The sequence below is a fragment of the Synechococcus sp. N26 genome, assembly GCF_900473975.1.
Classification (GTDB): Bacteria; Cyanobacteriota; Cyanobacteriia; order PCC-6307; family Cyanobiaceae; genus Parasynechococcus.
Genome location: NZ_UCNM01000007.1, coordinates 135,704 through 159,483, shown reverse-complemented (window position 1 = coordinate 159,483; position 23,780 = coordinate 135,704). Strand labels below are relative to the sequence as shown.

Annotated in this window: 21 protein-coding genes and 1 tRNA gene; 10 read left to right on the top strand and 12 right to left on the bottom strand. The window is 61.3% G+C overall.

Annotation, left to right across the window (positions count from 1 at the left end; all coding sequences use genetic code 11):
• Positions 1-20: 20 nt before the first annotated feature.
• The 3 genes from DXY33_RS05420 to dapB form a co-directional block, all read right to left on the bottom strand.
• Complete coding sequence (locus tag DXY33_RS05420) at positions 21-272, bottom strand: high light inducible protein (RefSeq protein ID WP_115132059.1); 252 nt, start codon at positions 270-272, stop codon at positions 21-23.
• Positions 273-350: 78 nt separating this feature from the next.
• Entirely contained in the window at positions 351-1,007 is a 657-nt protein-coding gene (locus tag DXY33_RS05415; RefSeq protein ID WP_115132058.1) for a hypothetical protein, read from the bottom strand.
• 10 nt (positions 1,008-1,017) lie between these two features.
• Complete coding sequence (dapB, locus tag DXY33_RS05410; protein ID WP_115132057.1) at positions 1,018-1,851, bottom strand: 4-hydroxy-tetrahydrodipicolinate reductase; 834 nt, start codon at positions 1,849-1,851, stop codon at positions 1,018-1,020.
• A 117-nt stretch (positions 1,852-1,968) separates the two neighbouring features.
• On the opposite strand from dapB, the gene DXY33_RS05405 reads away from it, so the two are divergent.
• Positions 1,969-5,979, top strand: coding sequence for a magnesium chelatase subunit H (locus DXY33_RS05405; RefSeq protein ID WP_115132056.1), 4,011 nt, complete (start codon positions 1,969-1,971; stop codon positions 5,977-5,979).
• An 80-nt stretch (positions 5,980-6,059) separates the two neighbouring features.
• Here the strand turns inward: DXY33_RS05405 and DXY33_RS05400 are convergent, their stop codons facing one another.
• Genes DXY33_RS05400 through DXY33_RS05385 form a run of 4 tightly spaced genes read right to left on the bottom strand, consistent with a single transcriptional unit; the run spans position 6,060 to position 8,824 of the window.
• Positions 6,060-7,043, bottom strand: a complete 984-nt coding sequence (locus DXY33_RS05400; protein WP_115132055.1) for a GlcNAc-transferase family protein — start codon at positions 7,041-7,043, stop codon at positions 6,060-6,062.
• On the bottom strand, positions 7,040-7,885 hold the full coding sequence (gene folP / locus DXY33_RS05395; RefSeq protein ID WP_244275881.1) for a dihydropteroate synthase: 846 nt from the start codon (positions 7,883-7,885) through the stop codon (positions 7,040-7,042). The genes DXY33_RS05400 and folP overlap by 4 nt, the downstream gene beginning before the upstream one ends.
• Positions 7,863-8,594, bottom strand: coding sequence for a triose-phosphate isomerase (gene tpiA / locus DXY33_RS05390; protein WP_115132247.1), 732 nt, complete (start codon positions 8,592-8,594; stop codon positions 7,863-7,865). The genes folP and tpiA overlap by 23 nt, the downstream gene beginning before the upstream one ends.
• Positions 8,595-8,626: 32 nt before the next feature.
• Positions 8,627-8,824: an RNA-binding S4 domain-containing protein gene (locus DXY33_RS05385; protein ID WP_006851620.1), complete on the bottom strand. Its 198-nt coding sequence runs from the start codon at positions 8,822-8,824 to the stop codon at positions 8,627-8,629.
• A 39-nt stretch (positions 8,825-8,863) separates the two neighbouring features.
• On the opposite strand from DXY33_RS05385, the gene DXY33_RS05380 reads away from it, so the two are divergent.
• Both DXY33_RS05380 and DXY33_RS05375 read left to right on the top strand, forming a co-directional pair.
• A complete protein-coding gene (locus DXY33_RS05380) occupies positions 8,864-10,609 on the top strand; it encodes an ABC transporter ATP-binding protein (RefSeq protein WP_115132053.1) in 1,746 nt (581 codons plus the stop codon).
• Positions 10,610-10,658: 49 nt separating this feature from the next.
• Positions 10,659-10,889: a DUF6447 family protein gene (locus tag DXY33_RS05375; protein WP_114987892.1), complete on the top strand. Its 231-nt coding sequence runs from the start codon at positions 10,659-10,661 to the stop codon at positions 10,887-10,889.
• A 59-nt stretch (positions 10,890-10,948) separates the two neighbouring features.
• On the opposite strand, the gene DXY33_RS05370 is transcribed toward DXY33_RS05375, so the two are convergent.
• The 3 genes from DXY33_RS05370 to carB are packed head-to-tail and all read right to left on the bottom strand — an operon-like array spanning position 10,949 to position 16,382.
• The gene (locus DXY33_RS05370; RefSeq protein WP_115132246.1) at positions 10,949-12,301 is read right to left on the bottom strand and encodes a sodium:alanine symporter family protein; all 1,353 of its coding nucleotides are present in this window, start codon (positions 12,299-12,301) and stop codon (positions 10,949-10,951) included.
• A 56-nt stretch (positions 12,302-12,357) separates the two neighbouring features.
• Positions 12,358-13,023, bottom strand: a complete 666-nt coding sequence (locus tag DXY33_RS05365) for a DUF3386 domain-containing protein (protein WP_115132052.1) — start codon at positions 13,021-13,023, stop codon at positions 12,358-12,360.
• Positions 13,024-13,058: 35 nt separating this feature from the next.
• Complete coding sequence (gene carB / locus DXY33_RS05360) at positions 13,059-16,382, bottom strand: carbamoyl-phosphate synthase large subunit (RefSeq protein WP_115132051.1); 3,324 nt, start codon at positions 16,380-16,382, stop codon at positions 13,059-13,061.
• A gap of 104 nt (positions 16,383-16,486) precedes the next feature.
• Between carB and DXY33_RS05355 the strand changes: the two genes are divergently transcribed.
• From DXY33_RS05355 to DXY33_RS05330, 6 genes are all read left to right on the top strand, one after another.
• Positions 16,487-17,122 (top strand): DUF3318 domain-containing protein, encoded by a 636-nt coding sequence (locus DXY33_RS05355; protein WP_115132050.1) that lies wholly within the window; start codon positions 16,487-16,489, stop codon positions 17,120-17,122.
• Entirely contained in the window at positions 17,115-17,471 is a 357-nt protein-coding gene (rsfS, locus tag DXY33_RS05350; RefSeq protein WP_038554011.1) for a ribosome silencing factor, read from the top strand. The genes DXY33_RS05355 and rsfS overlap by 8 nt, the downstream gene beginning before the upstream one ends.
• Before the next feature lie 11 nt (positions 17,472-17,482).
• Positions 17,483-17,977 (top strand): CGLD27 family protein, encoded by a 495-nt coding sequence (locus DXY33_RS05345; protein ID WP_115010212.1) that lies wholly within the window; start codon positions 17,483-17,485, stop codon positions 17,975-17,977.
• 16 nt (positions 17,978-17,993) lie between these two features.
• Positions 17,994-18,962 (top strand): asparaginase, encoded by a 969-nt coding sequence (locus tag DXY33_RS05340; RefSeq protein ID WP_115132049.1) that lies wholly within the window; start codon positions 17,994-17,996, stop codon positions 18,960-18,962.
• 45 nt (positions 18,963-19,007) lie between these two features.
• Positions 19,008-19,084 (top strand) — tRNA-Met (locus DXY33_RS05335).
• Between the two features lie 58 nt (positions 19,085-19,142).
• Complete coding sequence (locus tag DXY33_RS05330; protein WP_115132048.1) at positions 19,143-20,786, top strand: GMC oxidoreductase; 1,644 nt, start codon at positions 19,143-19,145, stop codon at positions 20,784-20,786.
• Here the strand turns inward: DXY33_RS05330 and DXY33_RS05325 are convergent.
• Together DXY33_RS05325 and DXY33_RS05320 are read right to left on the bottom strand one after the other, a co-directional pair.
• Positions 20,767-21,033 (bottom strand): DUF2811 domain-containing protein, encoded by a 267-nt coding sequence (locus tag DXY33_RS05325; protein ID WP_115132047.1) that lies wholly within the window; start codon positions 21,031-21,033, stop codon positions 20,767-20,769. The two genes, DXY33_RS05330 and DXY33_RS05325, sit on opposite strands and share 20 nt — an antisense overlap.
• 406 nt (positions 21,034-21,439) lie before the next feature.
• A complete protein-coding gene (locus tag DXY33_RS05320; RefSeq protein ID WP_115132245.1) occupies positions 21,440-22,519 on the bottom strand; it encodes a sirohydrochlorin chelatase in 1,080 nt (359 codons plus the stop codon).
• Here DXY33_RS05320 and DXY33_RS05315 point away from each other — a divergent pair.
• A complete protein-coding gene (locus tag DXY33_RS05315; protein WP_244275879.1) occupies positions 22,460-23,773 on the top strand; it encodes an FAD-binding oxidoreductase in 1,314 nt (437 codons plus the stop codon). The two genes, DXY33_RS05320 and DXY33_RS05315, sit on opposite strands and share 60 nt — an antisense overlap.
• Positions 23,774-23,780: the final 7 nt, after the last annotated feature.

The window sequence follows — 23,780 nt, the reverse complement described above, 5'->3', positions numbered from 1 at the left end:
CCCGATCCATCGCGAGGCGATCAGCCCAAGCCGAGCAGCCCGTGAACGAAGGATTCGCCGTCCAAGGCCAATTCAGTCGCCAGCAAGGCGATGAAACCGAGCATGGCCATGCGGCCGTTCAGTTTTTCAGCGCGATCGTGGAAGCCCCAACCCTGTGTTGCTTCAACCACTTCCATGCGGGGTTCTGTGGCGAAGGCGTTGAGGCGGCCGCCGTCTTCCGTGGTGACCTGTGCACCGCGCACGACAGGAGTGGTGGGAGAGGACTGGGACATGGATGCCGCCGTTTGATTGCTAAGAAGTGTAAACCAGGTTTAAGAAATGTTCAGCAGTGGCTGTTCGGCGCCTGTTGTTCAAAGCCGGCTGTTCAGGCGAAGTTGGCAGAGCTCCTCAAAGGCGGGACGGAGCAGGAAGGGGTACTCGCCAACCCACATCCGCATGCCCGGCAGCCAGGCATCGCTGAGGGCTCCGATCTTTGTGAAATCCTTGCGCTCGCTCAGCACCAGGCAGCGGATCAGGCTGCCGCGGCGGATCGACTGGTGCTTTTTCTCCATCGGAAAGGCCACCCGGCCGAGGTAACCCTCCTCGTCTTCGAGTTCGAGCAGCATCCAGGTGCGTCGGTTCTCCACGAGTTCCAGCCGCCCGCGGCTGTCGGCCTGCTCGTGGCGGTTTTCTACCCGCTCACGCGTGATCACGTCCGCCACCTCGCCCTCAAACAGGGCAGCCGCGGGATAGCGCCGCAGGGTGGCGTTGCGCTGGCCGGCCTGCACGATCGGGCCCCACAGCACATACAGAAAGAACACAACGCTGATCACCAGCCAGACAGGGCCCCAGCGGCTGCCGAGCTGCGCCTGGTTGTAGATCAGGAACGTGATCACTCCACCGATGGCGGCGATCATCAGGCGCTGCAGCACCTCCTGGGGGTTGCCGAGGGCAAAGCGGAACTGGTTGCCGGTGGCAACAGCGGGGATCAGCCGTTGCAGTTCACCGGGGCGGAGGGGGATGAGCATGGTGTCGCTTTCAGATCAGGCGCTCAAGGCCGTACACAAGGCTGCCGAGGCTGCCCACCTTGCGCACCGTGAGCAGCACCCCTGGCATGTAGGCGGAACGATCAATGGTGTCGTGACGCAGGGTGTAGGTTTCCCCTGGGGCACCGAACATCACTTCCTGGTGAGCCACCAGGCCCGGCAGCCGCACGGAGTGCAGCCGTAGGCCGCTGTCCCGCTGTCCGCCGCGGCAGCCCGCCAGGGATTCGTGCTCATCCACTTCCTCGGGATTGAAGCTCTTGCCCAGCTCCTCCATCAGCTCAGCGGTTTTGATGCAGGTGCCGCTGGGGGCGTCCGCCTTGCGGTTGTGGTGCAGTTCCGTCAGTTCCGCGTGGTCGTAGAACCGTGCCGCTGCGGCTGCGGCTTGCTGCAACAGCACCATGCCCACGGAGAAATTGGGGATCACGGCCCCACCCACGGACGCTTTGGCCGAGAACTCGGTGAGGTCGTTGAGTTGTTCAGGCGAGAGCCCTGTGGTTCCAATCACGGGGTGAACGCCGTAGGCGATCGCCGCGCGGGTGTGCTCATACACAACGGAGGGGTGGGTGAAATCCACCAACACGGCGCCGCTGCCGCTGTCCCGCACCGATTGGCTCACGGCGCAGAGACAGCCTTCGAAATCAGCTGTTATGGCCACCTCCAGCTCGCCAAGGCCCAGCTCCAGACCCACGTCTGCCCCCTCTTTGCCGGGGGTGTTGTCGATGGCGCCAACCAGGCTGCAGTCTTCGGCTTCCACCACAGCCTTGATCACCTCGGCGCCCATGCGCCCCAGGGCACCGGCAACAACGACGGGAATCGGAGCGGTCATGAAAGCGCAGCAGACGCTCCAAAGCCTATGGGTCGGCTCGTGTAACGGCCGATCAGAAATCCTCGCGCCCTATGGGCCAGTCGCCGTAAGGTTCTTCACATTGCTCAAAGCGCGCTGATGTTCACACAGGTCCGCTCCGCCGATCGCCGCGTTGCTCCTGTGGAGGGCCAGAACCACAAGTCCGTCATGAAGGCGGTTTATGTGGTGCTGGAGCCCCAGTACCAAAACGCCCTCACCCAGGCAGCGACGGCTCTCAATGCCTCCGGTGGCGATCTCGGAATCGAGCTGAGCGGCTATCTGATCGAAGAACTCCGCGACGACGACAACTACGCCGGCTTCTGCGCCGACGTGGCTGAGGCTGATGTCTTTGTGGCCTCCTTGATCTTCATCGAGGATCTTGCGCAGAAGGTTGTGGACGCCGTTGCCCCCCACCGCGACCGACTCAAGGCGGCTGTGGTCTTCCCGTCCATGCCGGAGGTGATGCGTCTCAACAAGCTGGGCAGCTTCTCCATGGCCCAGCTCGGTCAGAGCAAGAGCGCCATCGCAGGCTTCATGAAGAAGCGGAAGGAAGCCGGAGGTGCTGGCTTCCAGGACGCGATGCTCAAGCTGCTGAACACGCTGCCCACCGTTCTCAAGTACCTGCCGGTTGAGAAGGCGCAGGATGCCCGCAGCTTCATGCTCAGCTTCCAGTACTGGCTGGGCGGTACCCCCGACAACCTGCGCAACTTCCTGTTGATGCTGGCGGACAAATACGTCTTCCCAGCTGCAGAAGGCGAGGAACGCCCGGCAATGGAGGTGGCGGAGCCCGAAGTGTTCCCCGACCTCGGCATCTGGCACCCCCTGGCTCCCTCGATGTTCGAGGACCTCAAGGAATATCTGAACTGGACCTCCAGCCGCACCGACCTTTCTGAGGAAGCCCGCAAAGGGCCGGTGATCGGTTTGGTGCTGCAGCGCAGCCACATCGTCACCGGTGACGATGCCCATTACGTGGCCACCATTCAGGAGCTGGAGTTCCGTGGCGCTCGCGTGATTCCGATCTTCTGCGGCGGTCTCGACTTCTCCAAGCCGGTCAATGCTTTCTTTTATGACCCGCTGAATCCCGAGCAGCCCCTGGTGGACGGCATCGTCTCCCTCACCGGTTTTGCACTGGTCGGAGGTCCGGCCCGCCAGGACCACCCCAAGGCGATTGAGTCGCTGAAGAAGCTCAACCGTCCTTACATGGTGGCGCTTCCCCTCGTCTTCCAGACCACCCAGGAATGGGAACAGAGCGACCTTGGTCTGCACCCAGTGCAGGTGGCCCTGCAGATCGCCATTCCGGAACTGGATGGCGCTATTGAGCCCATCGTTCTTTCGGGTCGCGACGATGCCACCGGCAAGGCGCACACCCTTCAAGACCGGGTTGATGCCATTGCTGAACGGGCCATCCGCTGGTCTTCGCTGCGGATCAAGCCCCGCAACGATAAGAAGCTGGCGATCACCGTGTTCAGCTTCCCTCCCGACAAGGGCAATGTCGGTACGGCGGCTTACCTCGACGTCTTCGGCTCCATCCATCGGGTGATGCAGGAGATGAAGGCGAAGGGCTACGACGTGCAGGACCTGCCTTCCACGCCCCGAGAGCTGTTGGAGGCCGTCATCAATGACGCCGATGCCATGCAGGGCTCTCCGGAGCTGTCGATCGCCCACCGCATGAGCGTTGAAGAGTACGAGCGTCTGACGCCCTACTCCGAACGGCTTGAAGAGAACTGGGGCAAGCCCCCCGGCAACCTCAACAGCGATGGCCAGAACCTGCTGGTTTTCGGTCGCCACTTCGGCAACGTTTTCGTTGGCGTTCAGCCCACCTTCGGCTACGAGGGTGATCCGATGCGCCTGCTCTATTCCCGCAGCGCCAGCCCCCACCACGGCTTCGCCGCCTACTACACCTATCTCCAGAAGATCTGGAAGGCTGATGCGGTGCTCCACTTCGGCACCCACGGCTCCCTCGAGTTCATGCCCGGCAAGCAGATGGGCATGAGCGAAACCTGCTACCCCGATTCACTGATCGGTGCGCTGCCCAATCTCTACTACTACGCCGCCAACAACCCCTCCGAGGCCACCATCGCCAAGCGGCGGGGTTATGCATCCACCATCAGCTACCTCACCCCTCCGGCCGAAAATGCTGGCCTTTACAAGGGCCTGAAGGAACTGGGTGAGCTGGTGGGCTCCTACCAGCAGCTGCGTGAGGGTGGCCGCGGGATTCAGATCGTCAACACAATTATTGAGACGGCACGCCAGTGCAACCTCGATAAGGACGTTGACCTTCCTGAGGAAGATGCCTCGACCCTCGACCTGGAGGGTCGTGATGCTCTGGTGGGAGCCGTTTACCGCCAGTTGATGGAGATCGAAAGCCGTCTCCTTCCCTGTGGCCTTCACACCATTGGCAAGCCTCCCACCGCAGAGGAAGCCGTTGCCACCTTGGTAAACATCGCTGCTCTTGAGCGTGAGGAGGATGGGCTGCGCTCACTCCCCGGCCTGCTGGCTGAGGCGATGGGCCGCTCGATCGAAGACATCTACAAAGGCAACGACGAGGGCGTTCTCGCTGATGTAGAGCTCAACCGCACGATCACGGAGACATCCCGCGCTGCCATTGGTGCCATGGTTCGCACGCTCACCGGCCGTGATGGTCGCGTCAGCCTGCGCAACAGCTTCGCTTGGTTCTACGACCTGCTGGCCAAGTTCGGCTTCAAGCTTCCCTCGCCTTGGTTGCGGGCCTGCTGCAGTGCTGGCTTCGTGCAGATCGATGCAACCGAGCTCGACAAGCTCTTTGCATATCTGCGCTTCTGCCTTGAGCAGGTGTGTGCCGACATGGAGATGGAGAGTCTGCTGAAGGCTCTCGATGGTGAATACATCCTTCCGGGCCCCGGTGGTGATCCGATCCGGAATCCTGGTGTGCTGCCCAGCGGCAAGAACATCCACGCCCTCGACCCGCAGGCGATCCCCACCCGTGCCGCGGTGGCTGCAGCCAAGAGTGTTGTCGACAAGTTGATTGAGCGTCAGCGCGAGGAGCAGGGCACCTGGCCCGAAACCATCGCCTGCGTGCTCTGGGGAACCGACAACATCAAGACCTACGGCGAATCCCTAGCTCAGATCCTCTGGTTCGTTGGCGTCAAGCCGATGCCGGACTCCGTGGGTCGGGTCAACAAGCTTGAGTTGATTCCCCTGGAAGAACTCGGCCGCCCCCGCGTTGATGTGGTGGTGAACTGCTCCGGTGTGTTCCGCGATCTGTTCATCAACCAGATGGCTCTGATCGATCAGGCCGTGAAGATGGCTGCCGAGGCCGACGAGCCTCTGGAGCAGAACTTCGTTCGTAAGCACGCCCTCGAGCAGGCGGAGAAAGAAGGCACGAGCCTGCGTGATGCGGCCTGCAGGGTGTTCTCCAATGCCAGCGGCAGCTACAGCTCCAACGTGAACCTCGCAGTGGAGAACAGCACCTGGGAGGAGGAAGGTGAGCTTCAGGAGATGTACCTCTCCCGCAAGACCTTCGCCTTCAATGCCGACAACCCCGGTGAGATGAATCAGAAGCGGGAGGTGTTCGAGAACGTGATGAAGACCGCGGATGTCACCTTCCAGAACCTCGATTCGGCTGAGATCTCCCTTACCGATGTGAGCCACTACTTCGACTCCGATCCCACCAAGTTGATCGCTGGCCTTCGTGATGACGGCAAAGCTCCCACCAGCTACATCGCCGACACCACAACGGCCAACGCGCAGGTGCGTTCGCTGAGTGAAACCATCCGCCTGGATTCACGCACCAAGCTGCTGAATCCCAAGTGGTACGAAGGCATGCTCGACTCCGGCTACGAGGGTGTGCGTGAGGTGGCCAAGCGCCTCAACTTCACCTTGGGTTGGAGTGCCACCAGCGGTGCCGTTGACAACTTCGTCTACGAAGAAGCCAACGAAACCTTCATCAACGATCCTGAGATGCGCAAGCGTCTGCTGGAACTCAACCCCAACAGCTTCCGTCAGATCGTGGGCACCCTGCTCGAGGTGCATGGCCGCGGATACTGGGAGACCTCGGATGAAAACATCGAGCAGCTTCAGGAGCTGTACCAGGAAGTTGAGGATCGGATTGAGGGTGTTGTCACCGACTGATCGTCGACCAAGTGTTGAACATCAAAACCAGAGTCCCTGCCGGACTCTGGCTTTTTTATTGGCGATGAATGATGGGCAACTCAGGCTTTCATGGGTTTGAATTCTGCATGTCTAGCGGCCTGGCTGATCGCTGCCGTTTTGAAATCAATTCCAGCCCATTGTTGATACATATGAAGGCTACGTTTTTTCCCTAATCCAAAGGGTTTAAGTTCGCCAAACTCATCATTCAGGCAGCGGATTGATGCCGGTGCGTTGTTGAGACTGCCGAGCAGTGTGTGTACACGTTTGAGTGCGTGAAGGTTGTAATGGTGCCAATTGCTGTGATCGCCCCAATGGGTGGCTGCATGCTCTTGATCGGTATGTTCGGTCTTGTAGAGATGAAACAGCAGTAGGCGATTTGGGGCGTAGATGTTGAAGCCTGACGTCCATAGTCGTGCCGACATGGCAATCTCTTCTCCATAGAAGTAGAGATCGGGGTCGTAGGGCACGTCGCTCACGATTGAGCCCGGGCCGAACAGGAATCCTCCGGCGATAAATGCACCGGGGATGGGGCGATCAGGTTGTTCTTCTGGAAGTTGGAATCGGCTGATGCCTCGCAGTTTGAGAATGCCGTAGGAATCGAAACCGGCGGCTGCCATCACAGGCAGGGTTGATGTCTCCAAACGGCACGGCTGTTGAAAGCCGTTCGGGTAAACACTGAGAACGGCGCGCTTATCGCTGCATTCCCTCCAGGTCGTCAGCAACAGGTCATCCCAGTGCTCCACGGCCCTCATGTGGCTGTCGATTTGCAGCAGAAAGTCTTCTCCGCCGTAAACACCCTGAGCCTGTCGTCGGGCCCAGCAGGCCCCGCGGCTTTCCGCTGCATCGAACCTGATGCACTTCAGGTGTGGATGATCCGGAAATGCGCTTGTTCCCCAGTGGGGCGGGTCATCAGTCGCCAGTTGCAGGCAGATGCCGAAGCGCAGGCGCTTTGGCTGGGCTGCGCGCTGAATCAGGTTCTGCAGTGTGGCGGGGAGATCTGGATCCCTGTATGCCGCGATCTGAACAAAGATCGTGGAGCTCACCAGAGTGCAGCCGCCATTCGCAGCGTCTGGCTGATGGGGCCCACATCGTGCACCCGCAGCACGGCAGCACCCGCCTGGGCGCAGCGGCAGGCCACCGCAGCTGTTCCCCAGAGACGCGCTTTGGGTCTGGGTTCATCCAGCACGGCACCGATGAAGCGTTTGCGTGAAGGGCCGATCAGCACCGGTCGCGGCCCTGCAGTGAGTTGTTCCAGATCCCGCAGCAGCTGGAGGTTCTGCTCGTGGGTCTTGGCGAAGCCGAGACCCGGATCCCAGATGATTTGGCTTTCATCAACGCCGGCTTGAATCGCAGCTTCACTGCGCTCCAGCAACGCTTCTTTCACATCTGCCACGACATCGGCATAGGTTGTGAGCTGATCCATGGTTTGGCTGTCACCGCGGCTGTGCATCAGCACCACCGGACAGCCTGCATCGGCGACCACCTTCAGCAGATCGGGATCCCGACGGCCACCGCTTACATCATTGATCCAGTTGGCCCCTGCTTCCAGTGCCTTGGCGGCCACCGGCGCCAGAAACGTGTCGATGGAGATCAGTGCCTCTGGGCAGCGCTGCCGGATGCTCTTCAGCGCTGGTAACAGACGCCGTAACTCCTCTTCGGCGCCCACCTCCTCCGCTCCGGGTCGGGTGCTTTGCGCCCCGAGATCCAACACGTCCGCACCACGGCTCAGCTGCCGTTGAGCTTCAGCAAGGGCCCGTTCGCTCGCCAGAAATCTCCCTCCGTCACTGAAGGAATCCGGGGTGACGTTGATCACCCCCATCACGGCTGTGCGTTGGCCCCAACCCTGAGGCCAGCCGCCTGAATCAGGCCGCTTGGTAGTTGGCAATCCGTCCAAAGCTTTCGGGCTCCAAGGAAGCACCCCCCACCAGCACCCCGTCGATATCGCTCATGCCCATCAACTCATCAATGTTGCTGGGTTTTACGGAGCCGCCGTACTGAATCACCAGATCGGGGGAGCCCACCCAGCTACGGATCAGACCACAGATGCGGTTGGCTTCTTCGGCTGCGCAGGTCTTGCCTGTGCCAATCGCCCAGATCGGTTCGTAGGCCACCACCAGTTTCTCTGCATCGAGACCCTCCAGGCCCTGCTCGATCTGACGGCGGATCACCCGTTCAGCTTCGCCCCGCTCGCGCTGCTCATCGCTTTCGCCAACGCAAACGATCGGAATCAGACCGTTGGACTGTGAGGAGCGGGCCCGGTGGTTGATCTGTTCGTCACTTTCACTGAAGTATTTCCGCGGTTCGCTATGGCCCACGATCGTGTGGGTCACCCCGTGCTCCTTGAGCATGGCTGGGGAGATCTCCCCGGTGAAGGCTCCCTGGCCTTCCCAGTGCACGTTCTGGCTCGAAAGGCTGACCCGGGAGTTCTGGCTGAGTTCCGCCATGGTCGACAGCGCCGTGAAGGGTGGTGCCAGCACCAGGTCGCGGTCATCCGGGGTGTCAGCAATCAGTGGCAGGAAGGCTTCCATGAACTCCCGCGACTGGGCACAAGTCATGTGCATCTTCCAGTTGCCAGCGATCACCGGTCTGCGCACGCCTTGCTTCCCCATGGAATGTGGCAGCCAACTTACGGCCCGGTCGCGTTTTCGCTGCCGACAACGGACTCCTCCCCAGCAAGCACAACCCGATCTCCCGGGGAAAGCTGACGTCCCCGCCGGGTTTCAACGCTTCCATTGACCTCCACTTCACCCATCTGGATGCGTTGCTTTGCTTCGCCGCCGGTGGAGACCCAACCCTTCCATTTCAGGAACTGATCCAGCTTCATTGGGCAGAGTTTTGAGCTCACCATTGATACTGTGCCGCGATGCTGACCCCATCCCAGGCCGGTTTTCGCCGGCTGCTGCCGTTGCTTCGCCCCCACCTGCGGGAACTGCTCTGGGGGGGCTGCTGCATGGCGATTTACGTGGGCAGCTTTCCGCTGCTCGTGCAGCTGGCCGGGGAGTTGTTTCCCGCGCTGGGGTCGGGTGATTTGGCTCGCGTGCTTCAGCTGATCGGGCTGGCATTGCTGATCTTTGCTGTTCAGAAGATCGCCCAGTTCGGTCAGGACTCGCTTCTTGCCGGCCCTGCATTGCTGGTGAGCCAGGACTTACGGCGTGATCTGTTCCGCCGGCTGCAGACCGTGGAGCTGGGGGCACTGGAGAAGCTCTCGGCCGGTGATCTCACCTACCGCTTCACCGAAGACGCCGATCGCGTCAGCGAGGTGCTGTACAAGACCATTCACGACACGGTCCCCAGCGTGCTTCAGCTCGTTGCGGTGCTGGGGATGATGCTCTGGCTCGACTGGAAACTGACGCTGGCCATCCTGCTGCTGGCGCCGGTGATCGTCTGGCTGATCAGCCTGTTTGGTGCTCGCGTGATGGCGGCCACGGAACGAAGTCAGAAAAAGGTGAGCGAACTGGCCGGTCTGCTGGGTGAGGCCATCGAAGGTTTGCCCCTGGTGCGTGCTTTTGCAGCCGAGCCCTGGCTGCAGGACCGTTTCGAGACGGAAATCGACCAGCACCGGCAGGCCCGCCACCGCACCTACAGCCTCGTGGCGCTGCAGCATCCGGTGGTGGGCATCATCGAGGTGGTGGGTCTGTTTGCCGTGCTGGTCCTCGGAGCCTGGCGAATCCAGAGCGGTGATCTGAGTATTGCCGGGCTGAGTAGCTACCTGACAGGGCTGATCGTGCTGATCGATCCCATCGCCCACGTCACCAACAACTTCAACGAATTTCAGCAGGGTCAGGCATCACTGCGACGTCTGCGGGAGATCGAGCGAGAGCCCCAGGAGGCTGCGGATCCAACTGATGCGCAAGCCATCGGTGCACTTCAGGGTGATCTGGTTTTTGATCAGGTGAGCTTTGGCTATGACCCAGCCCAGCCGGTGTTGCGTCAGCTGAATCTGCGGGTGGATGCGGGCCAGGTGCTGGCCATCGTTGGCCCCTCCGGTGCGGGTAAAAGCACCCTGCTGTCGCTTCTGCTGCGGTTCAACACGGCGCAACAGGGCGAGATCCGTCTCGACGGCACCGACATCAGCTTGATGCGCGCTCGCGAGCTGCGTCAGCAGGTGGCCCTGGTCCCGCAGCGCACCACCGTATTTTCCGGAACCATTGCCGAAGCGATTCGGTTCGGCCGTCGTGCGACGGACGACGAGGTGCGCGATGCGGCACGGTTGGCCAATGCGGATGATTTCATCCGTGCCTTGCCCCAGGGGTATGACACCCAGCTCGAGGAACGGGGAACCAACGTTTCCGGTGGCCAACTGCAGCGGATCGCCATTGCACGGGCGGTGCTTGGCAATCCAGCGCTGTTGCTGCTGGATGAAGCCACCAGTGCCCTTGATGCTGAAGCCGAGGCGGCGGTGCAACTCGGACTGAAGCAGGCGATGAAGGGGCGAACCGTGTTGGTGATCGCCCATCGTCTGGCGACGGTGCAGGAGGCCGATCGCATTGTGGTTCTTGAAAAGGGAGCCGTGGTCGATCGAGGAACCCACGACGAGTTGATGCAGCGTGGTGGGCGTTATCGCGAATTGTGCGAACGGCAGTTCATTCGAGATCGGCAGAAGTCCTGAAGCCCTCTACGATCTGGCCGCCGGTACACCGCCATCCCGGCGATGAACGATGACTGATTCCGCAGCCAACAACCCCGTCTTGACCTTTGAAGGCAAGCGCTACGACCTCAACACCCTTCCTGATGAGCTCAAGGAGCTTGTGCGTGGCATGCAGGTTGCCGATGCTCAACTGCGGATGCACGAAGACACCCTCAAGGTTCTGGCGGTGGGTCGTCAGAGCTTGGCGACTCAGCTCAATGAAAGGCTCAAGTCCGTGACTCCGTTGCCCGATCAGGGTTGATTGACTGCCAACAAAAAAGGGGGGCTGTAAGCCCCCCTTTTTATTGCTCGTCGTTCTGCTCAGTCGCTGAAGCTGTAGGCCTTGGTGAGTTTGAACACGGTTCCGGAGAGCAGGATCAGGGCCACCAGGTTCGGGAGGGCCATCAGGCCATTGAGCGTGTCGGCAATCGACCAGATCACACCGCGGTCGCCGGCGACAGCACCAATCACGACCACAGCCACCCAAGTCAGACGGAAGGGCAGCACGGCGGAATCACCGAAGAGATAGGTGGTGCAACGTTCGCCGTAGAAGCTCCAGCCGAGAATGGTGGTGAAGGCGAAGACCACCAATCCCAGGGTGACCACCACGCCGCTGCCGGCGATGCCGGTGTTGAAGGCCGCGATGGAGAGGTCTGCGCCGCTGAGCTTGTCGCCGGCTGCATCGAGGATCAGATTGGCTTTGGTGGTGATGATCACCAGGGCAGTCATCGTGCAGATGATCAGGGTGTCGATGAAGGTGCCCAGCATGGCCACCGTGCCCTGGCGAACGGGATCATCGGTTTTGGCAGCCGCATGGGCGATCGGAGCGCTGCCCAGGCCCGCTTCATTGGAGAAGATGCCCCGCTTGAAGCCCATCAGCACCACCTGACCGAGGGCACCACCGGCTGCGGCTTGACCGGAGAAGGCGTTGGAGAAAATCGTGGCGAATGCTTCAGGCACGCTGTTCAGATTGGCCAGCAACACCAGAAGGCATGCAGCGATGTAGAGGATCGACATCAACGGAACAATGGCGGAGGCCGCCTGGGCAATGCGTTTGATGCCCCCGATCACGACAGCGAAAACCAGGGCCGCCAAAACGACTCCGGTCGCCAGCCTCGGGATGCCGATCAGGCTCAAGGCAGACGACACCTCAAAGGCCTGCACTCCATTGCCGATGCCGAAGCCCGCCAACATTCCGAAGAGGGCAAACAGGCCCGCCATCCAGCTCCAGCCGCTGCCGAGTCCGTTGCGGATGTAGTACATCGGCCCACCCACGTGGTTTCCGTCTCCATCGGTTTCGCGGAACTGAACCGCGAGCACCGCTTCGGCGTACTTGGTTGCGATGCCGAAGATCGCGATGATCCACATCCAAAAGACGGCACCAGGTCCACCAACGGCGATGGCCCCCGCCACACCGGCGATGTTTCCCGTGCCGATCGTGGCCGACAACGAGGTCATCAGCGCTTGGAAGGGGGTGATCTCCCCTTCCGTTTGTGATGCAGCCGGCCGCAGCATCATCGAGATGCCGTAACCCAGCCGTTGCAGCGGCATGAACCGCAGGCCCACCATCAGAAGAATGCCCGTCGCGGCAATCAAAAGGACGGTGGGCCATCCCCAGACGATGCTGTTGATCGGGCCATTGATGGCCTGAATGGTCGACTCGACTCCGCCCATGCCTTTCAACAGGTTTGGGCGGATGGTCTCATAACCGGCTTGCACCGGCAATCAACTCAGAGCGATTCGAGATCTTCAAAACGGAAGGTCTGGCTTCCGGCGGGAGTATCGCCATGGGCTTCGGTGGTCACGACCCGCTCGGTCAGCACCCAGGGGCCATCTCCAGGAAGAGCAGCGAAGCTGTCTTGGAAGCTGCTGCGGCCGCCCCGGGCTTCTCCCGTTGCCGGGTCGGCGTACTGACTGGTGTAGGTGTGGCTGAGGTAGCCCGCACCCGTGTCGGTGACATCGGTGGTGTAGATCGTCACGACGGTGCCGTGGATGTGGCGATGAACCATGGTCACCACGTCATCTTTGATGCGGTATTTGTCCCCGGCTCCCTTGCCGCCGACGAGCACTTCGGTTCCCACTTCGTTGGTGTCACCGGCGGTGAAGGTGTTTTCACCGTGGGTCTGCTCGAAGCTGCGACGCACGCGATGGATCGCGACTTCCCAGAGCTGGGAATTCACCGCCTTGAGGATCTCTTCGTTTTCAATGCCGTCCACTTTGGCTTTGAGATCGGCACCGATCTCAAACGTGCCCTCAACCCGTTGATCGGCCTGTTGCCAGATGCAGCGGCCGCGATAGCCGGAGAATCCAGGCGCCCAGGTGTAGCGGTTCTCGTAGGCGCGACGGAAGTCATCACGCAGGTCGCTTCCAGGCTTGACGGGAACGGAGGCTGTCACAGCGTTGAGGTGGCTCCCGCAACCCTACCGGTGGCCTAACGCTGCATGGCGTGCACGTCCTGCAGGGCATGGATGCTGAGCCTCGGCTGTTGCTGGAGCGCTGAGATCGCCTCCACCGCTGCCCGTGCTCCCGCAAGGGTCGTCACCGTTGGAACGGCGTAATCGAGCGCTGCCCGACGCAGATACTTGTCGTCATGGGCGGCTTGGCGGCCAATCGGTGTGTTGATCACCAACTGCACCTGATTGGAGCGGATCTGATCCTCGATGTTGGGGCGCCCCTCGTGCACCTTGAGCACCGATTGCACCTTCAATCCCGCGTTGGCGAGCGCTTGAGCCGTGCCTGATGTGGCCGTCACATCGAACCCGAGTTCGATCAGCCGAGCGGCGATGGGCACCAGCGCCTGTTTGTCGCGGTCGTGGGTGGAGAGGAACACCTTCCCCTGGGTGGGCAGCGCTTCTCCAGCGCCGAGCTCAGCCTTGGCATAGGCCATGCCGAAACTGTCGGCGGATCCCATCACCTCTCCCGTGGATCGCATTTCCGGCCCCAGCACCGTGTCGGCCCCCGGGAAGCGCCGGAACGGCAGCACCGCTTCCTTGATCGACTGAAGCGGCGGCTTCGGCTCGCTGGTCATCCCGATGTCGGCCAGGGTTTCGCCCGCCATCAGTCGGGTTGCCAGGCGAGCAAGGGGTTGACCTGTGGCCTTGGCAACGAAGGGGACCGTCCTGGAGGCGCGGGGGTTGGCTTCGATGATGTATACGACTTCCGAACCATCGGTGTTGCGCTGTACAGCGAACTGGAGGTTGATCAGACCCCGCACCTCGAGCGTTTGCGCCAGGGAGCGACTCCACTCACGAATCGTGTTCAGTGCCGCCTCGCCGAGGGAAACCGAAGGCAAGCAGCAGGCTGAATCGCCGGAATGGATTCCCGCCGGTTCGATGTGCTCCATCAGACCACCCACGATCACAGCACCGGTGTGATCGCAGAGGGCGTCCACGTCCACCTCAACAGCGTTTTCGAGGTACTGGTCAATCAGCACCGGATGGTCGGGCTCCACTTGCACGGCTTCGTGCATGTAGCGGTTGAGTTCCTCTTCGTCGAACACCACTTCCATGGCCCGTCCGCCCAGGACGTAAGAGGGACGCACGACGACCGGGTAGCCCACTCGTGTGGCCACGGCCCGTGCTTCCTCTTCGCTGCGTGCCAAGCCGTTGCGGGGTTGGCGGATATTCAGATCGCGGAGGATGGCTTCGAACTGCTCGCGGTCCTCGGCCCGGTCGATCGATTCAGGGGAGGTGCCCCAGATGCTGGTGCCCGTGGCGCGCCCCTCATCGCTGTCCAGCCAGCGCAGCAGAGGAATGGCGAGTTTCAGAGGCGTTTGTCCACCGAATTGGACCACCACGCCATCGGGACGCTCCGCTTCGATCACATTGAGAACGTCCTCCAGGGTGAGCGGTTCGAAGTAGAGGCTGTCGCTGGTGTCGTAATCGGTGGACACCGTTTCTGGATTGCTGTTCACCATCACCGTGGTGATCCCTTGATCCTGCCCTGCAAAGGAGGCATGGCAGCAGCAGTAGTCGAATTCGATGCCCTGCCCGATTCGGTTGGGTCCACCGCCGAGGATCATCATCTTGCGGCCGTCCTCACGACGACTCACTTCGGACGAGGCGGGAAGGGGCTTTAGGGATCCGTCGGCTTGCAGGGTCTGCAAGGGACGCTCGTAGGTCGAGTAGTGATAAGGAGTGGAGGAAGCGAACTCCGCTGCGCAGGTGTCGACGGTTTTGAAGACGGCGCGAACATCGAGCTGATGGCGCCGCTGACGCACCAACAATTCGTCGCTTTTGGTGTGCCAGGCGATCTGTCGGTCTGAAAAACCCAGCTGCTTGGCCTCAAACAAGCTGTCGGCATCCAGCTGATCCAGGCTTTTGCCCTTGATCAGCCTTGCCTCCGCCTCAATGATCCGCCGCAGTTTGGCCAGGAACCAGGGGTCAATCCTGCTGATCCGTTGAATCTCCTCATCGCTGCGTCCGCGCACCATCGCCGTTCGAACGCTGAGGATGCGCTCCGGAGAGGGGGTCCTCAGCTGACGATCCAGCTCAGCATCCGTGAGCTCCGGTTCCTCCCGGTCGCCTCCCCAGCCCGAGAATCCGGTTTCCAGGGAACGCATGGCTTTCTGGAACGACTCTTCGAAACAACGGCCGATGGCCATCGCTTCGCCCACCGATTTCATTGAGGTGGTGAGCACCGCCGGACTGCCTCGGAATTTTTCGAAGGCGAAGCGTGGAATTTTGGTGACGACGTAATCGATCGTCGGTTCGAAGCAGGCAGGCGTCTTGCCGGTGATGTCGTTGAGGATTTCGTCGAGGGTGTAACCGACGGCGAGGCGAGCGGCGATCTTGGCGATCGGGAAGCCGGTGGCCTTGCTGGCCAAGGCCGACGACCGGCTCACCCTGGGATTCATCTCGATCACCACAACGTCGCCGTTGTCGGGATTGATCGCGAACTGGATGTTGCTGCCGCCCGTCGCGACACCGATCTCCCGAATGATGGCGATCGATTGGTCCCGCAACCGTTGGTATTCCCGGTCCGTGAGGGTCTGGGCTGGAGCCACCGTGATCGAATCCCCGGTGTGGACCCCCATGGGGTCGAGGTTTTCGATGCTGCAGACGATCACGACGTTGTCCGCCAGATCACGCATCACCTCAAGCTCGAATTCCTTCCAGCCCAGAAGCGATTGCTCGATCAGAATCTGAGACACCGGACTCGCTTCAAGCCCGCTCTTGCAGATTGCTGCGTATTCCTCGGGGTTGTAGGCAATGCCCCCGCCACTTCCCCCCAGCGTGAAGGCGGGCCGGATGATCCGGGGGAAGCTTCCGATCGCGGCCCCGACGGCTTCAGCTTCTTCTTGAGATGAGGCGATGCCCGAAGGGCAGACCTTCACCCCGATGCGCTCCATGGCCTGCTTGAACAGCAGACGGTCTTCCGCCTTCTGGATCGCTTTGAGATCGGCACCGATCAACTCAACGCCAAAGCGATCGAGGGTGCCGTTTTCCGCCAGGGTGACCGCCAGGTTGAGGGCGGTCTGCCCCCCCATGGTCGGCAGCAGAGCATCCGGGCGCTCCTGCTCGATCACCCGTGTCACCACGTCCGGCGTGAGCGGCTCGATGTAGGTGCGATCGGCCATTTCCGGGTCGGTCATGATCGACGCCGGATTGGAGTTGATCAGGATGACTTCATATCCCTCGGCTCTGAGGGCCTTGCAGGCCTGGGTTCCGGAGTAATCGAACTCACAGGCCTGGCCGATCACGATCGGACCAGATCCCAGCAGGAGAATGCGACGCAGATCAGACCGCCTCGGCATGGGAAATCGTCCTTGGCCAAACAGATCAAGCCTCTCACGCGGCCTCGCCCCAACTGGGGGACTTGGCCTCGCTACGGTGAAGGGAGATCAGCACCAAAGTTGCAATGAGTGAGCTCCAGCGCCTGAAGGGGCTGCTGCCACCGGAAATGCAGAGCTGGGTGTTTGTGGAATCAGCTGCTGCAGTCGATCCTCCATTGATCACCCTTGAGGAAATCGGCCGGGATGAAGTGGAGATCCAGGTGGATCTCGAGGAATGGGATGCCCTGGCGTTGGATCACCGCAATTTGCTGTTCTGGCATGAAGTTGGTCGGATCCAGAACGACACGATTCCCCGGGACGGTTGGGAGATGGCTGCTCTGGCCATCGGTCTCGGCGGTGCCATCGGTGAATTGTGGGTTCAGGACGGCCTGCTGCTGTTGATGGCCCTGGGCCTGTCCGGTTTTGCGGGGTATCGGCTTTATCTGAAGAACAATTCCGAAAAACGCCTGCAGGACGCCATCAGTGCAGACGAGCGCGCGATCGATCTGGCCTGCCGATTTGGTTACAGCGTGCCGAATGCCTATCGCAGTCTTGGGGGCGCGTTGAAGGAGCTGGTCGAAAAGACCCGCAAGAAGCGCCGCCGCAGCTACTACGAAGACCGGCTTGAGGCGCTGCGCAAGAGTGCCAGTAAGGCCAGAGCTGAAATGGCCCAACAGGAGGGCTCACGCAGCTCCGTTACCAGCGAGAACGTTTATGGATAGCGAAAAGCTTGCTGAACTTGTGGCCGATGCCTGCGATGACCGCAAGGCCACCGACATCCGTCTGATTCGTGTGGATGAGGTGTCCAGTCTGGCGGATTGGATGGTGATCGCAGGCGGTCAGTCCGACGTTCAGGTGCGTGCCATTGCCCGGTCGGTTGAAGACCGCCTGGAAACTGAGGCAGACCTGCTCCCCTTGCGCAAGGAAGGGCTGAATGAGGGGCGCTGGGCGCTTCTTGATTACGGCGATGTGATCGTTCACGTGCTGATGCCTGATGAGCGCGGCTACTACGACCTTGAGGCGTTCTGGAGTCACGGCGAAAGCCGAACCTTCTTACCGTCGGTGAAGTAGCCGCTTGATCCATGCCAGAAGCGGTGTCCTGCCCCGTTCCGCCGGAGCAGCGGCCTCTTGAGGAGTTTCAACAACTCTGCGAGTCATGGTTCTTCTCTTGGCCAGCGGGTCAGGAACCTCGCCTGAGCCAACGCCTTGCAGGCTTCTGGCTACTGATGTTGCCGGTGTGCAGCCTGATCGCCAGTGGTAGTTGGACCCTGAAGCAGGATCCGCCCCGGCTCCTGGCTGCAGCCGCTGTGGCCGCTCTTGTGCTTCCCCTGCTGTTGCTGGTGCGGCAATGGCTGGGCTGGACCTACGTCATGCAGCGGCTTCTCCGTGAGTCCGTCGACTACGAGGAATCCGGCTGGTACGACGGGCAGACCTGGGAAAAGCCTCTGTCCTGGCGGGAACGCGACCTGCTGGTGGCCCGGCATGAGGTTCGTCCGATCCTGGGTCGTCTGGGACGGGCCATGGCCACCTCAGCGGGTTTGATGCTGGCCGGTGCCAGTCTCTGTCAGGCTCTCTGAACCAATCGGGGTTCCGATGACTTTGCCCTCGGGCTTCAGCCCTGCAGCCCGGACCGGGACAGCCCCCCTCGAGGTCTTTTTGAGGCGCGGATCGATCACGGAATCGGTGCATCGCGTTCATGCCGTGGTTTGTGATGGCCGAGGACGGGTGTTGATGTCGGCAGGAAACCCCGGCTTGGAAAGTTTCATTCGTTCGGCTCTGAAGCCCTTTCAGGCCCTGCCGTTTCTCAGCAGTGGAACCGCCGACCAACTGGATGTTGATGAAAGGGGCATCGCCATCAGCTGCGCGTCCCATGCGGGCACCAATGCCCACGCCCGGGAAGCCTTCCGGTTGCTCTGGAAAGCGGAGTTGGACAGCGCTTCACTTCAATGCCCTGTGCCGAGTGGGGCTGATAGTCCTCTTCAGCACAACTGTTCCGGCAAGCACGCTGCCTTCCTGGCCACAAGCCGAAAGATGGGCTGGCCGATCGAGACCTATCTCCAGCAGGACCACCCTCTCCAGGTCGAAGTGAACCGCAGGGTCGCTGAACTGATCGGCTTGCCTGCTGAGGAATTGGTTGCCGAGCGGGATGACTGTGGCGCTCCCACCCTGGTGTTGCAGTTGGCTCAGATGGCCTTGCTCTATGCCCACCTCGGTGCCTCACAACATGCCGAACTCGAGCAGATCAGTCGGGCGATGCTGAGTCACCCCGACCTTGTGGCTGGTGAGGGTCGTTTCGACACCGAGCTGATGCGGCGCAGCCACGGTCAGGTCTTGAGCAAGGGCGGTGCAGAGGGCATTCAATGCCTCAGCCGCGTGGGTGAAGGTCTTGGAGTAGCCATCAAGGTGGAAGACGGCTCCCGTCGTGCCAAGCAAGCGGTTGCACTGCATCTGTTGCGTCAACTCGAGTGGCTCACACCCATGGGGCTAGACGAGCTTGATGAGCAGGTGCTGGTCGTGAACTCGAGCGTCAAGCTCAGCGTGTCCGGTGCCTTGCAGTCCTGACTTTGCTGTCACCTGCGACACCGACATGTATGATTTTTGGGTCGCCGCGGGGTAGAGCAGTCTGGTAGCTCGTCGGGCTCATAACCCGAAGGTCGGGAGTTCAAATCTCCCCCCCGCCACCAAATCTGATTGAATCAACAATCTCCCTTTCGGGAGATTTTTTTTGTCTGTCGTACCCCCATGAGCAGTCGCTCCATGAACTGCGATGGCCCCTGGGACGCCATTGTTGTTGGCTCGGGAGCGAGTGGCGGCGTGGCTGCCATGACCCTGGCTGAAGAAGGAGCGCGGGTGCTTGTGGTGGAGGCAGGACCTGACCTCAACAGCACGCAAGCCTTCGGGGCTGAACCGGGAAATCTGCTGCGTCGGATCGTGGGCCTGACCAGCGGCAGCCATCGCCAGCAGTCCCAGCATCCCGGCTACTGGAAAGCCAACCCTCGTCTGTATGCCGACGAGCATCTGCATCCCTATGAACACCCGGCGGATCAGCCGTTTCTGTGGACGCGAGGCCTGCAGGTTGGCGGCCGCAGCCTCATCTGGGGTGGCATCACTCTGCGTCTCTCGGATGAGGATCTGGCCGGTGTGGATGTGGAGGGTGAACAGGTCCGTTGGCCCTTGCGCAGCGGTGAACTGACACCGCACTACGCCGAACTGGAGCGCTGGCTGGGCGTTCATGGTGGGCGCGATGGTTTGCAGCATCTGCCGGACGGTGAAACGCAACCGGCTCTGGCAGCGACGCCGGCGGAAAAGCGTTTTGCCGAAGCTGTGCAGCAACGGTTGGGCTATCCCGTGATCCCCTCGAGGGGGTTTGGTCCGGCGCCGCAGGGAGAAGATCCCGCCTGGCCCCGCTCCAGCAGTCGCGGCAGCAGCCTTCCTCGCGCCATGGCCACAGGACGCACCCAGCTGCTCTCTGCGCATCTGGTGGAGCATCTCCTGATGGACGCAAGTGGAGCTAAAGCCATTGGAGTGGTTGCCGTTGACCAATCCAATGGCAACCGCAGGGAGTTGAAGGCGGATCTCGTTGTCTTGGCCGCTTCCACGATTCAGACCGTCTCCATCCTGTTGCGCTCCCGTCGTGGCGAACAGAGCAACGGTTTGGACGACCCTTCAGGACGACTGGGCACACGCTTGATGGACCATGTCTCCACATCGCAGTTTTTTGCCTTCCCCGAGCCTGTTCAGGGGGAACAGCCCATGCTCACGGGCGCTGGAAGTTTTTTCGTTCCGTTTGGCCGACACCTGCCATCGGCTGATTTTCAGGGCGGCTATGGCCTCTGGGGTGGCATTGGACGGTTTGATCCGCCGCGATGGTTACGGCGTTGCCCTTCAAGCATCACCGGGTTCCTGATTGGTCACGGCGAAGTTCTTCCCAGGGCTGACAACAGGGTGACCCTGAGTGAGCGCACGGATCGCTGGGGTGTGCGTGTCCCCTCGATTGCCTGCCGTTGGAGCAGCAATGAACTGGCCATGGTGAGGCACATGCGCACCTCGATCCAGGCCTGCATCGCCGCCGCCGGAGGCGATGCCAAATCGATCAAAGACCTCTTTCACCTCCCCTTGGTTGAACCTTTCCTGGAGGGTGCTGTCGCTCTGTCTGAAGGTGCAGCCCCCCCGGGGTATTACATCCATGAGGTGGGAGGGGCTGCGATGGGGGGAAGCGAGACCAGCAGCGTCGTTGATTCGTCCAACCGTCTTTGGCGTGCGCCCAACGTTCTTGTGGTGGATGGCGCCTGTTGGCCGACGTCGGCCTGGCAGAGCCCAACGCTCACGATGATGGCCTTGAGCCGTCGTGCCTGCCTGCTGGCCCTCAGTGGTCGGGGCGGATGAACAGATCGTCGAGATAGCGCTCGGTCACGGCGCGGTCGTCACAGCCGTTCTGAAACAGGAAGTGGGCAAGAGCAGAGCTCATCACGCGGTATTGGTCCCAGGTGGGGTGCTCCCCGATGAAATCCTTCATGCCTCGATAGAGCACCTCGGGAATTTCCGTCTCAAGGCTCACGTAACTGGCTTTTGAAGCAGAGCCGTGCTCCGTGGTCCACATCTCATGGCATCGCTCGAGGTGATTTCGATCCATTCGGTCCAGCTTGCCCCTGTCCAACGCTCACCAAGAAAGCCACACAACCGGCGCTTGCGTCAAAGCCGTCGCCATTTGTTGAATTGCGGCTGAGACGAGATGAGACGGCAGTCTGTGACTGGGTTTGGGATTACGGGAAGTGACGATGCGCGGTTGCTCTAGGCCGAATAGACGGTCTGTCAACCCGGTGGTGCGATTCCCTCGGAAATTCACAGGTTGACCGTCACAGCCGGCGAGCCAACTTCAGCCTGTGGAAAACGACGTTTTTTTGTGTGGAAAAAGAGGGTGAACCCTGGCGAAGCAATTTTGATAAGAAAACCTGATCTTTACTTCGTCGCTGCTGTCGCTTTCGAGAACCGTGTCATTGGTGACAAGCCAGCTGCAGGTTCTCTTTGGATCCACGGAGTCAATCTTTAGAGATCCCGGTATTGCGTTTCAACGTGGTAGGCCCCAGTGGATGGTCGGCATGGGGATAAGGGGGGTGATGGTGGTCATGGCTGTGGTCTGAAGGGTGACTGTGGTCATGGCCAATCGGGATGCCGTCGGGTTGGCAGGCACCCGTGCACTCCAGTTCGCAGAGCGTGCAGCTTTCCGCAAGGCCTTCCACGTGGTGGTGATGGCTTTCCTGGGCACGTCCCACGTCCTGTTCGAAGCCCAGCACCTGGGCGCGGTACTTGCAGAGTGAGCAGTTCATGGCGGTGTCTCCCCGCAGCACCTCCTCAACCCGTTCTTTGAAGGTGTCCACCACCAGGGTGTGGTCGCCCAGATAGCCCGCAGAGAGAAACTCCACCTCGGGATGATCAGCAGCTACCAGCTCGGTGTGTTGGCGGATTCGGCTCACCAGAACCCCTGAAAAGAGGAAATAGGGCACCACCACCACCCGGCGGAAGCCCAGCTTCACGGCGTGACGCAGGCCAGGTTCCACCAGGGGGAAGGTCACGCCCGAATACACCGTTTCTCCCCAGCCGAAACCAAATCCCTCCACCAACAGCCGGGTCACCTTGGCCACGTTGGAGTTGGCGTCTGGATCCGAGGAGCCTCGGCCCACCACCACGAGCAGGGTTTCGGCCAGGGGAACGTCGTGCTTCGCCGCATCCAGGCACTCCTGAACGCGAGCTCCGGCGGCCGACACCATCAACCGGTCCACCCCCAGCTCCCGGCCGTAATCGATCGGTAACCCCGTTTCGGCTGTGTACGTGTTCAGAACGGAGGGGATGTCGTTCTTGGCATGCCCCGCTGCGAAAAGCATGGCGGGAATGGCCAGCACCTTGGTGACGCCTTTCTCGCGGAGCGCTTCAAGACCATCCCGAAGGATGGGGCGGGCAAATTCCAGGTAGCCGTGTTCCACCGGCATCGGGGCCAGCCGAGGCCGCAGGGCGTCCACCATCTGGGCGAACTCTTCAACGGCCAGTCGGTTGCGACTCCCGTGGCCGCAGATCAGAACGCCAAGACGCTCGTTGCCGGTTTCCGCGTGCTGTTCGGCCAAAAGGTCGCTCTGCTGTTCCAATGGTTTGACGATATCGGTCGCATCGCAATGGATTCAGACCGTCCCGTTTTCTTCAATGCGCAGGCGGCTGATGCGAGGCGATCCGGTCTGGTCTCCCCTCGACCAGCGGAGTTGGCGGAGTTGATTCAGAACTGGTCGGGTCCCCGGCCGCTGCGTCTCTGTGGCGGGGGCACCACATCTCGGGCCGCCGTGGCCGACCACTGGACCCTGGATCTGCAAACCCATTTCCAACGTGTGGAGTGGCAACCCGCGGATCAGTCGGTCTGGATTGGAGCGGGCTGCCGCATGGGAGACGTGCTGGAGGCCTTGCTTCCCCACGGCCGAAGCGTGGCGGCTGGTTTGTCGGGTCTGCCTGGGCTTGGCTATGTGCTCACGGGTGGCATGGGACCGCTGAGCCGGCAAGTGGGGCTTGCTGTGGATCAAGTGCTCGAGATCCATGGGGTCTGGGGTGATGGCAGCCCCTTTGCCCTGTCTCGGGCTGCCGATGCCGGTTCGCTGGAGTGGAGAGGCCTCTGCGGTGCAGCCCCGTTTCTGGGGGTGGTGAGCGCGCTGCGCATGGCCACCCAGCCGCTCCTGCCGCTGTGGGTGGAGCAGTGCGTGGTGTCTCCGGATCAACTGCCTGAGCTCATGCTCCAGGCGGAAGCGTCAAACGCCAGCACCAGCCTGCAGTGGCATTGGGAGAGGGCTGACGCGGTGCAGTTGCTCCGGATTGCCGATGCCCCCTGGGTCGGTGCGCAGAAGATCGAAGGGTTGCACCAGCTCCCACCATTGCGGGGATCGGCTCCGATGCCTTCGCGATCTCACACGGACGTGGTTGGCTTGCTGGGGCCGGCAGCTGCTGAGCTCTGGGGGGTCGTGATGCCGGATTTATGCCGTTTGCTGCAGCATCGTCCTCATCCCTTCTGCAGCCTGGCCTGTCAGCAGCTGGGGGCGGCAACGCAACAGGTTGCCGCGGAGGCCAGCTCGTTCGTGCATCGCACTGCCGAGTGGAAGCCCTGGATCACCGCCGCCTGGACTCCGGGAGATGCTCCGGGCCAGAGACGCAGCCTTTCTTGGTTGGAGGAGGTCTGGCAGGTACTTCAGTCGGTCTGCCCTGGTGTGCATCTGGCGCAGTTTCATGACCATCTGCCCTTTCATCACAAGGAGTTGGAGGCGGCGTTCGGTTCCTGGTTGCCCGAGTTGCGAAAGCTGAAACAGCGCTTGGATCCAGCAGGCACCCTGCCGACGCTCTGATTTACGG

Bases quoted from the DNA above. Each gene is read 5' to 3' on its own strand.
- DXY33_RS05380 (WP_115132053.1), top strand. From the start codon at position 8,864: ATGCTGACCCCATCCCAGGCCGGTTTTCGCCGGCTGCTGCCGTTGCTT.
- carB (WP_115132051.1), bottom strand. From the start codon at position 16,382: ATGCCGAGGCGGTCTGATCTGCGTCGCATTCTCCTGCTGGGATCTGGT.
- dapB (WP_115132057.1), bottom strand. From the start codon at position 1,851: ATGACCGCTCCGATTCCCGTCGTTGTTGCCGGTGCCCTGGGGCGCATG.
- DXY33_RS05370 (WP_115132246.1), bottom strand. From the start codon at position 12,301: ATGGGCGGAGTCGAGTCGACCATTCAGGCCATCAATGGCCCGATCAAC.
- DXY33_RS05355 (WP_115132050.1), top strand. From the start codon at position 16,487: ATGAGTGAGCTCCAGCGCCTGAAGGGGCTGCTGCCACCGGAAATGCAG.
- DXY33_RS05325 (WP_115132047.1), bottom strand. From the start codon at position 21,033: ATGGATCGAAATCACCTCGAGCGATGCCATGAGATGTGGACCACGGAG.
- DXY33_RS05385 (WP_006851620.1), bottom strand. From the start codon at position 8,824: ATGAAGCTGGATCAGTTCCTGAAATGGAAGGGTTGGGTCTCCACCGGC.
- DXY33_RS05340 (WP_115132049.1), top strand. From the start codon at position 17,994: ATGACTTTGCCCTCGGGCTTCAGCCCTGCAGCCCGGACCGGGACAGCC.
- DXY33_RS05375 (WP_114987892.1), top strand. From the start codon at position 10,659: ATGACTGATTCCGCAGCCAACAACCCCGTCTTGACCTTTGAAGGCAAG.
- DXY33_RS05405 (WP_115132056.1), top strand. From the start codon at position 1,969: ATGTTCACACAGGTCCGCTCCGCCGATCGCCGCGTTGCTCCTGTGGAG.
- DXY33_RS05415 (WP_115132058.1), bottom strand. From the start codon at position 1,007: ATGCTCATCCCCCTCCGCCCCGGTGAACTGCAACGGCTGATCCCCGCT.
- rsfS (WP_038554011.1), top strand. From the start codon at position 17,115: ATGGATAGCGAAAAGCTTGCTGAACTTGTGGCCGATGCCTGCGATGAC.
- DXY33_RS05330 (WP_115132048.1), top strand. From the start codon at position 19,143: ATGAGCAGTCGCTCCATGAACTGCGATGGCCCCTGGGACGCCATTGTT.
- DXY33_RS05345 (WP_115010212.1), top strand. From the start codon at position 17,483: ATGCCAGAAGCGGTGTCCTGCCCCGTTCCGCCGGAGCAGCGGCCTCTT.
- DXY33_RS05420 (WP_115132059.1), bottom strand. From the start codon at position 272: ATGTCCCAGTCCTCTCCCACCACTCCTGTCGTGCGCGGTGCACAGGTC.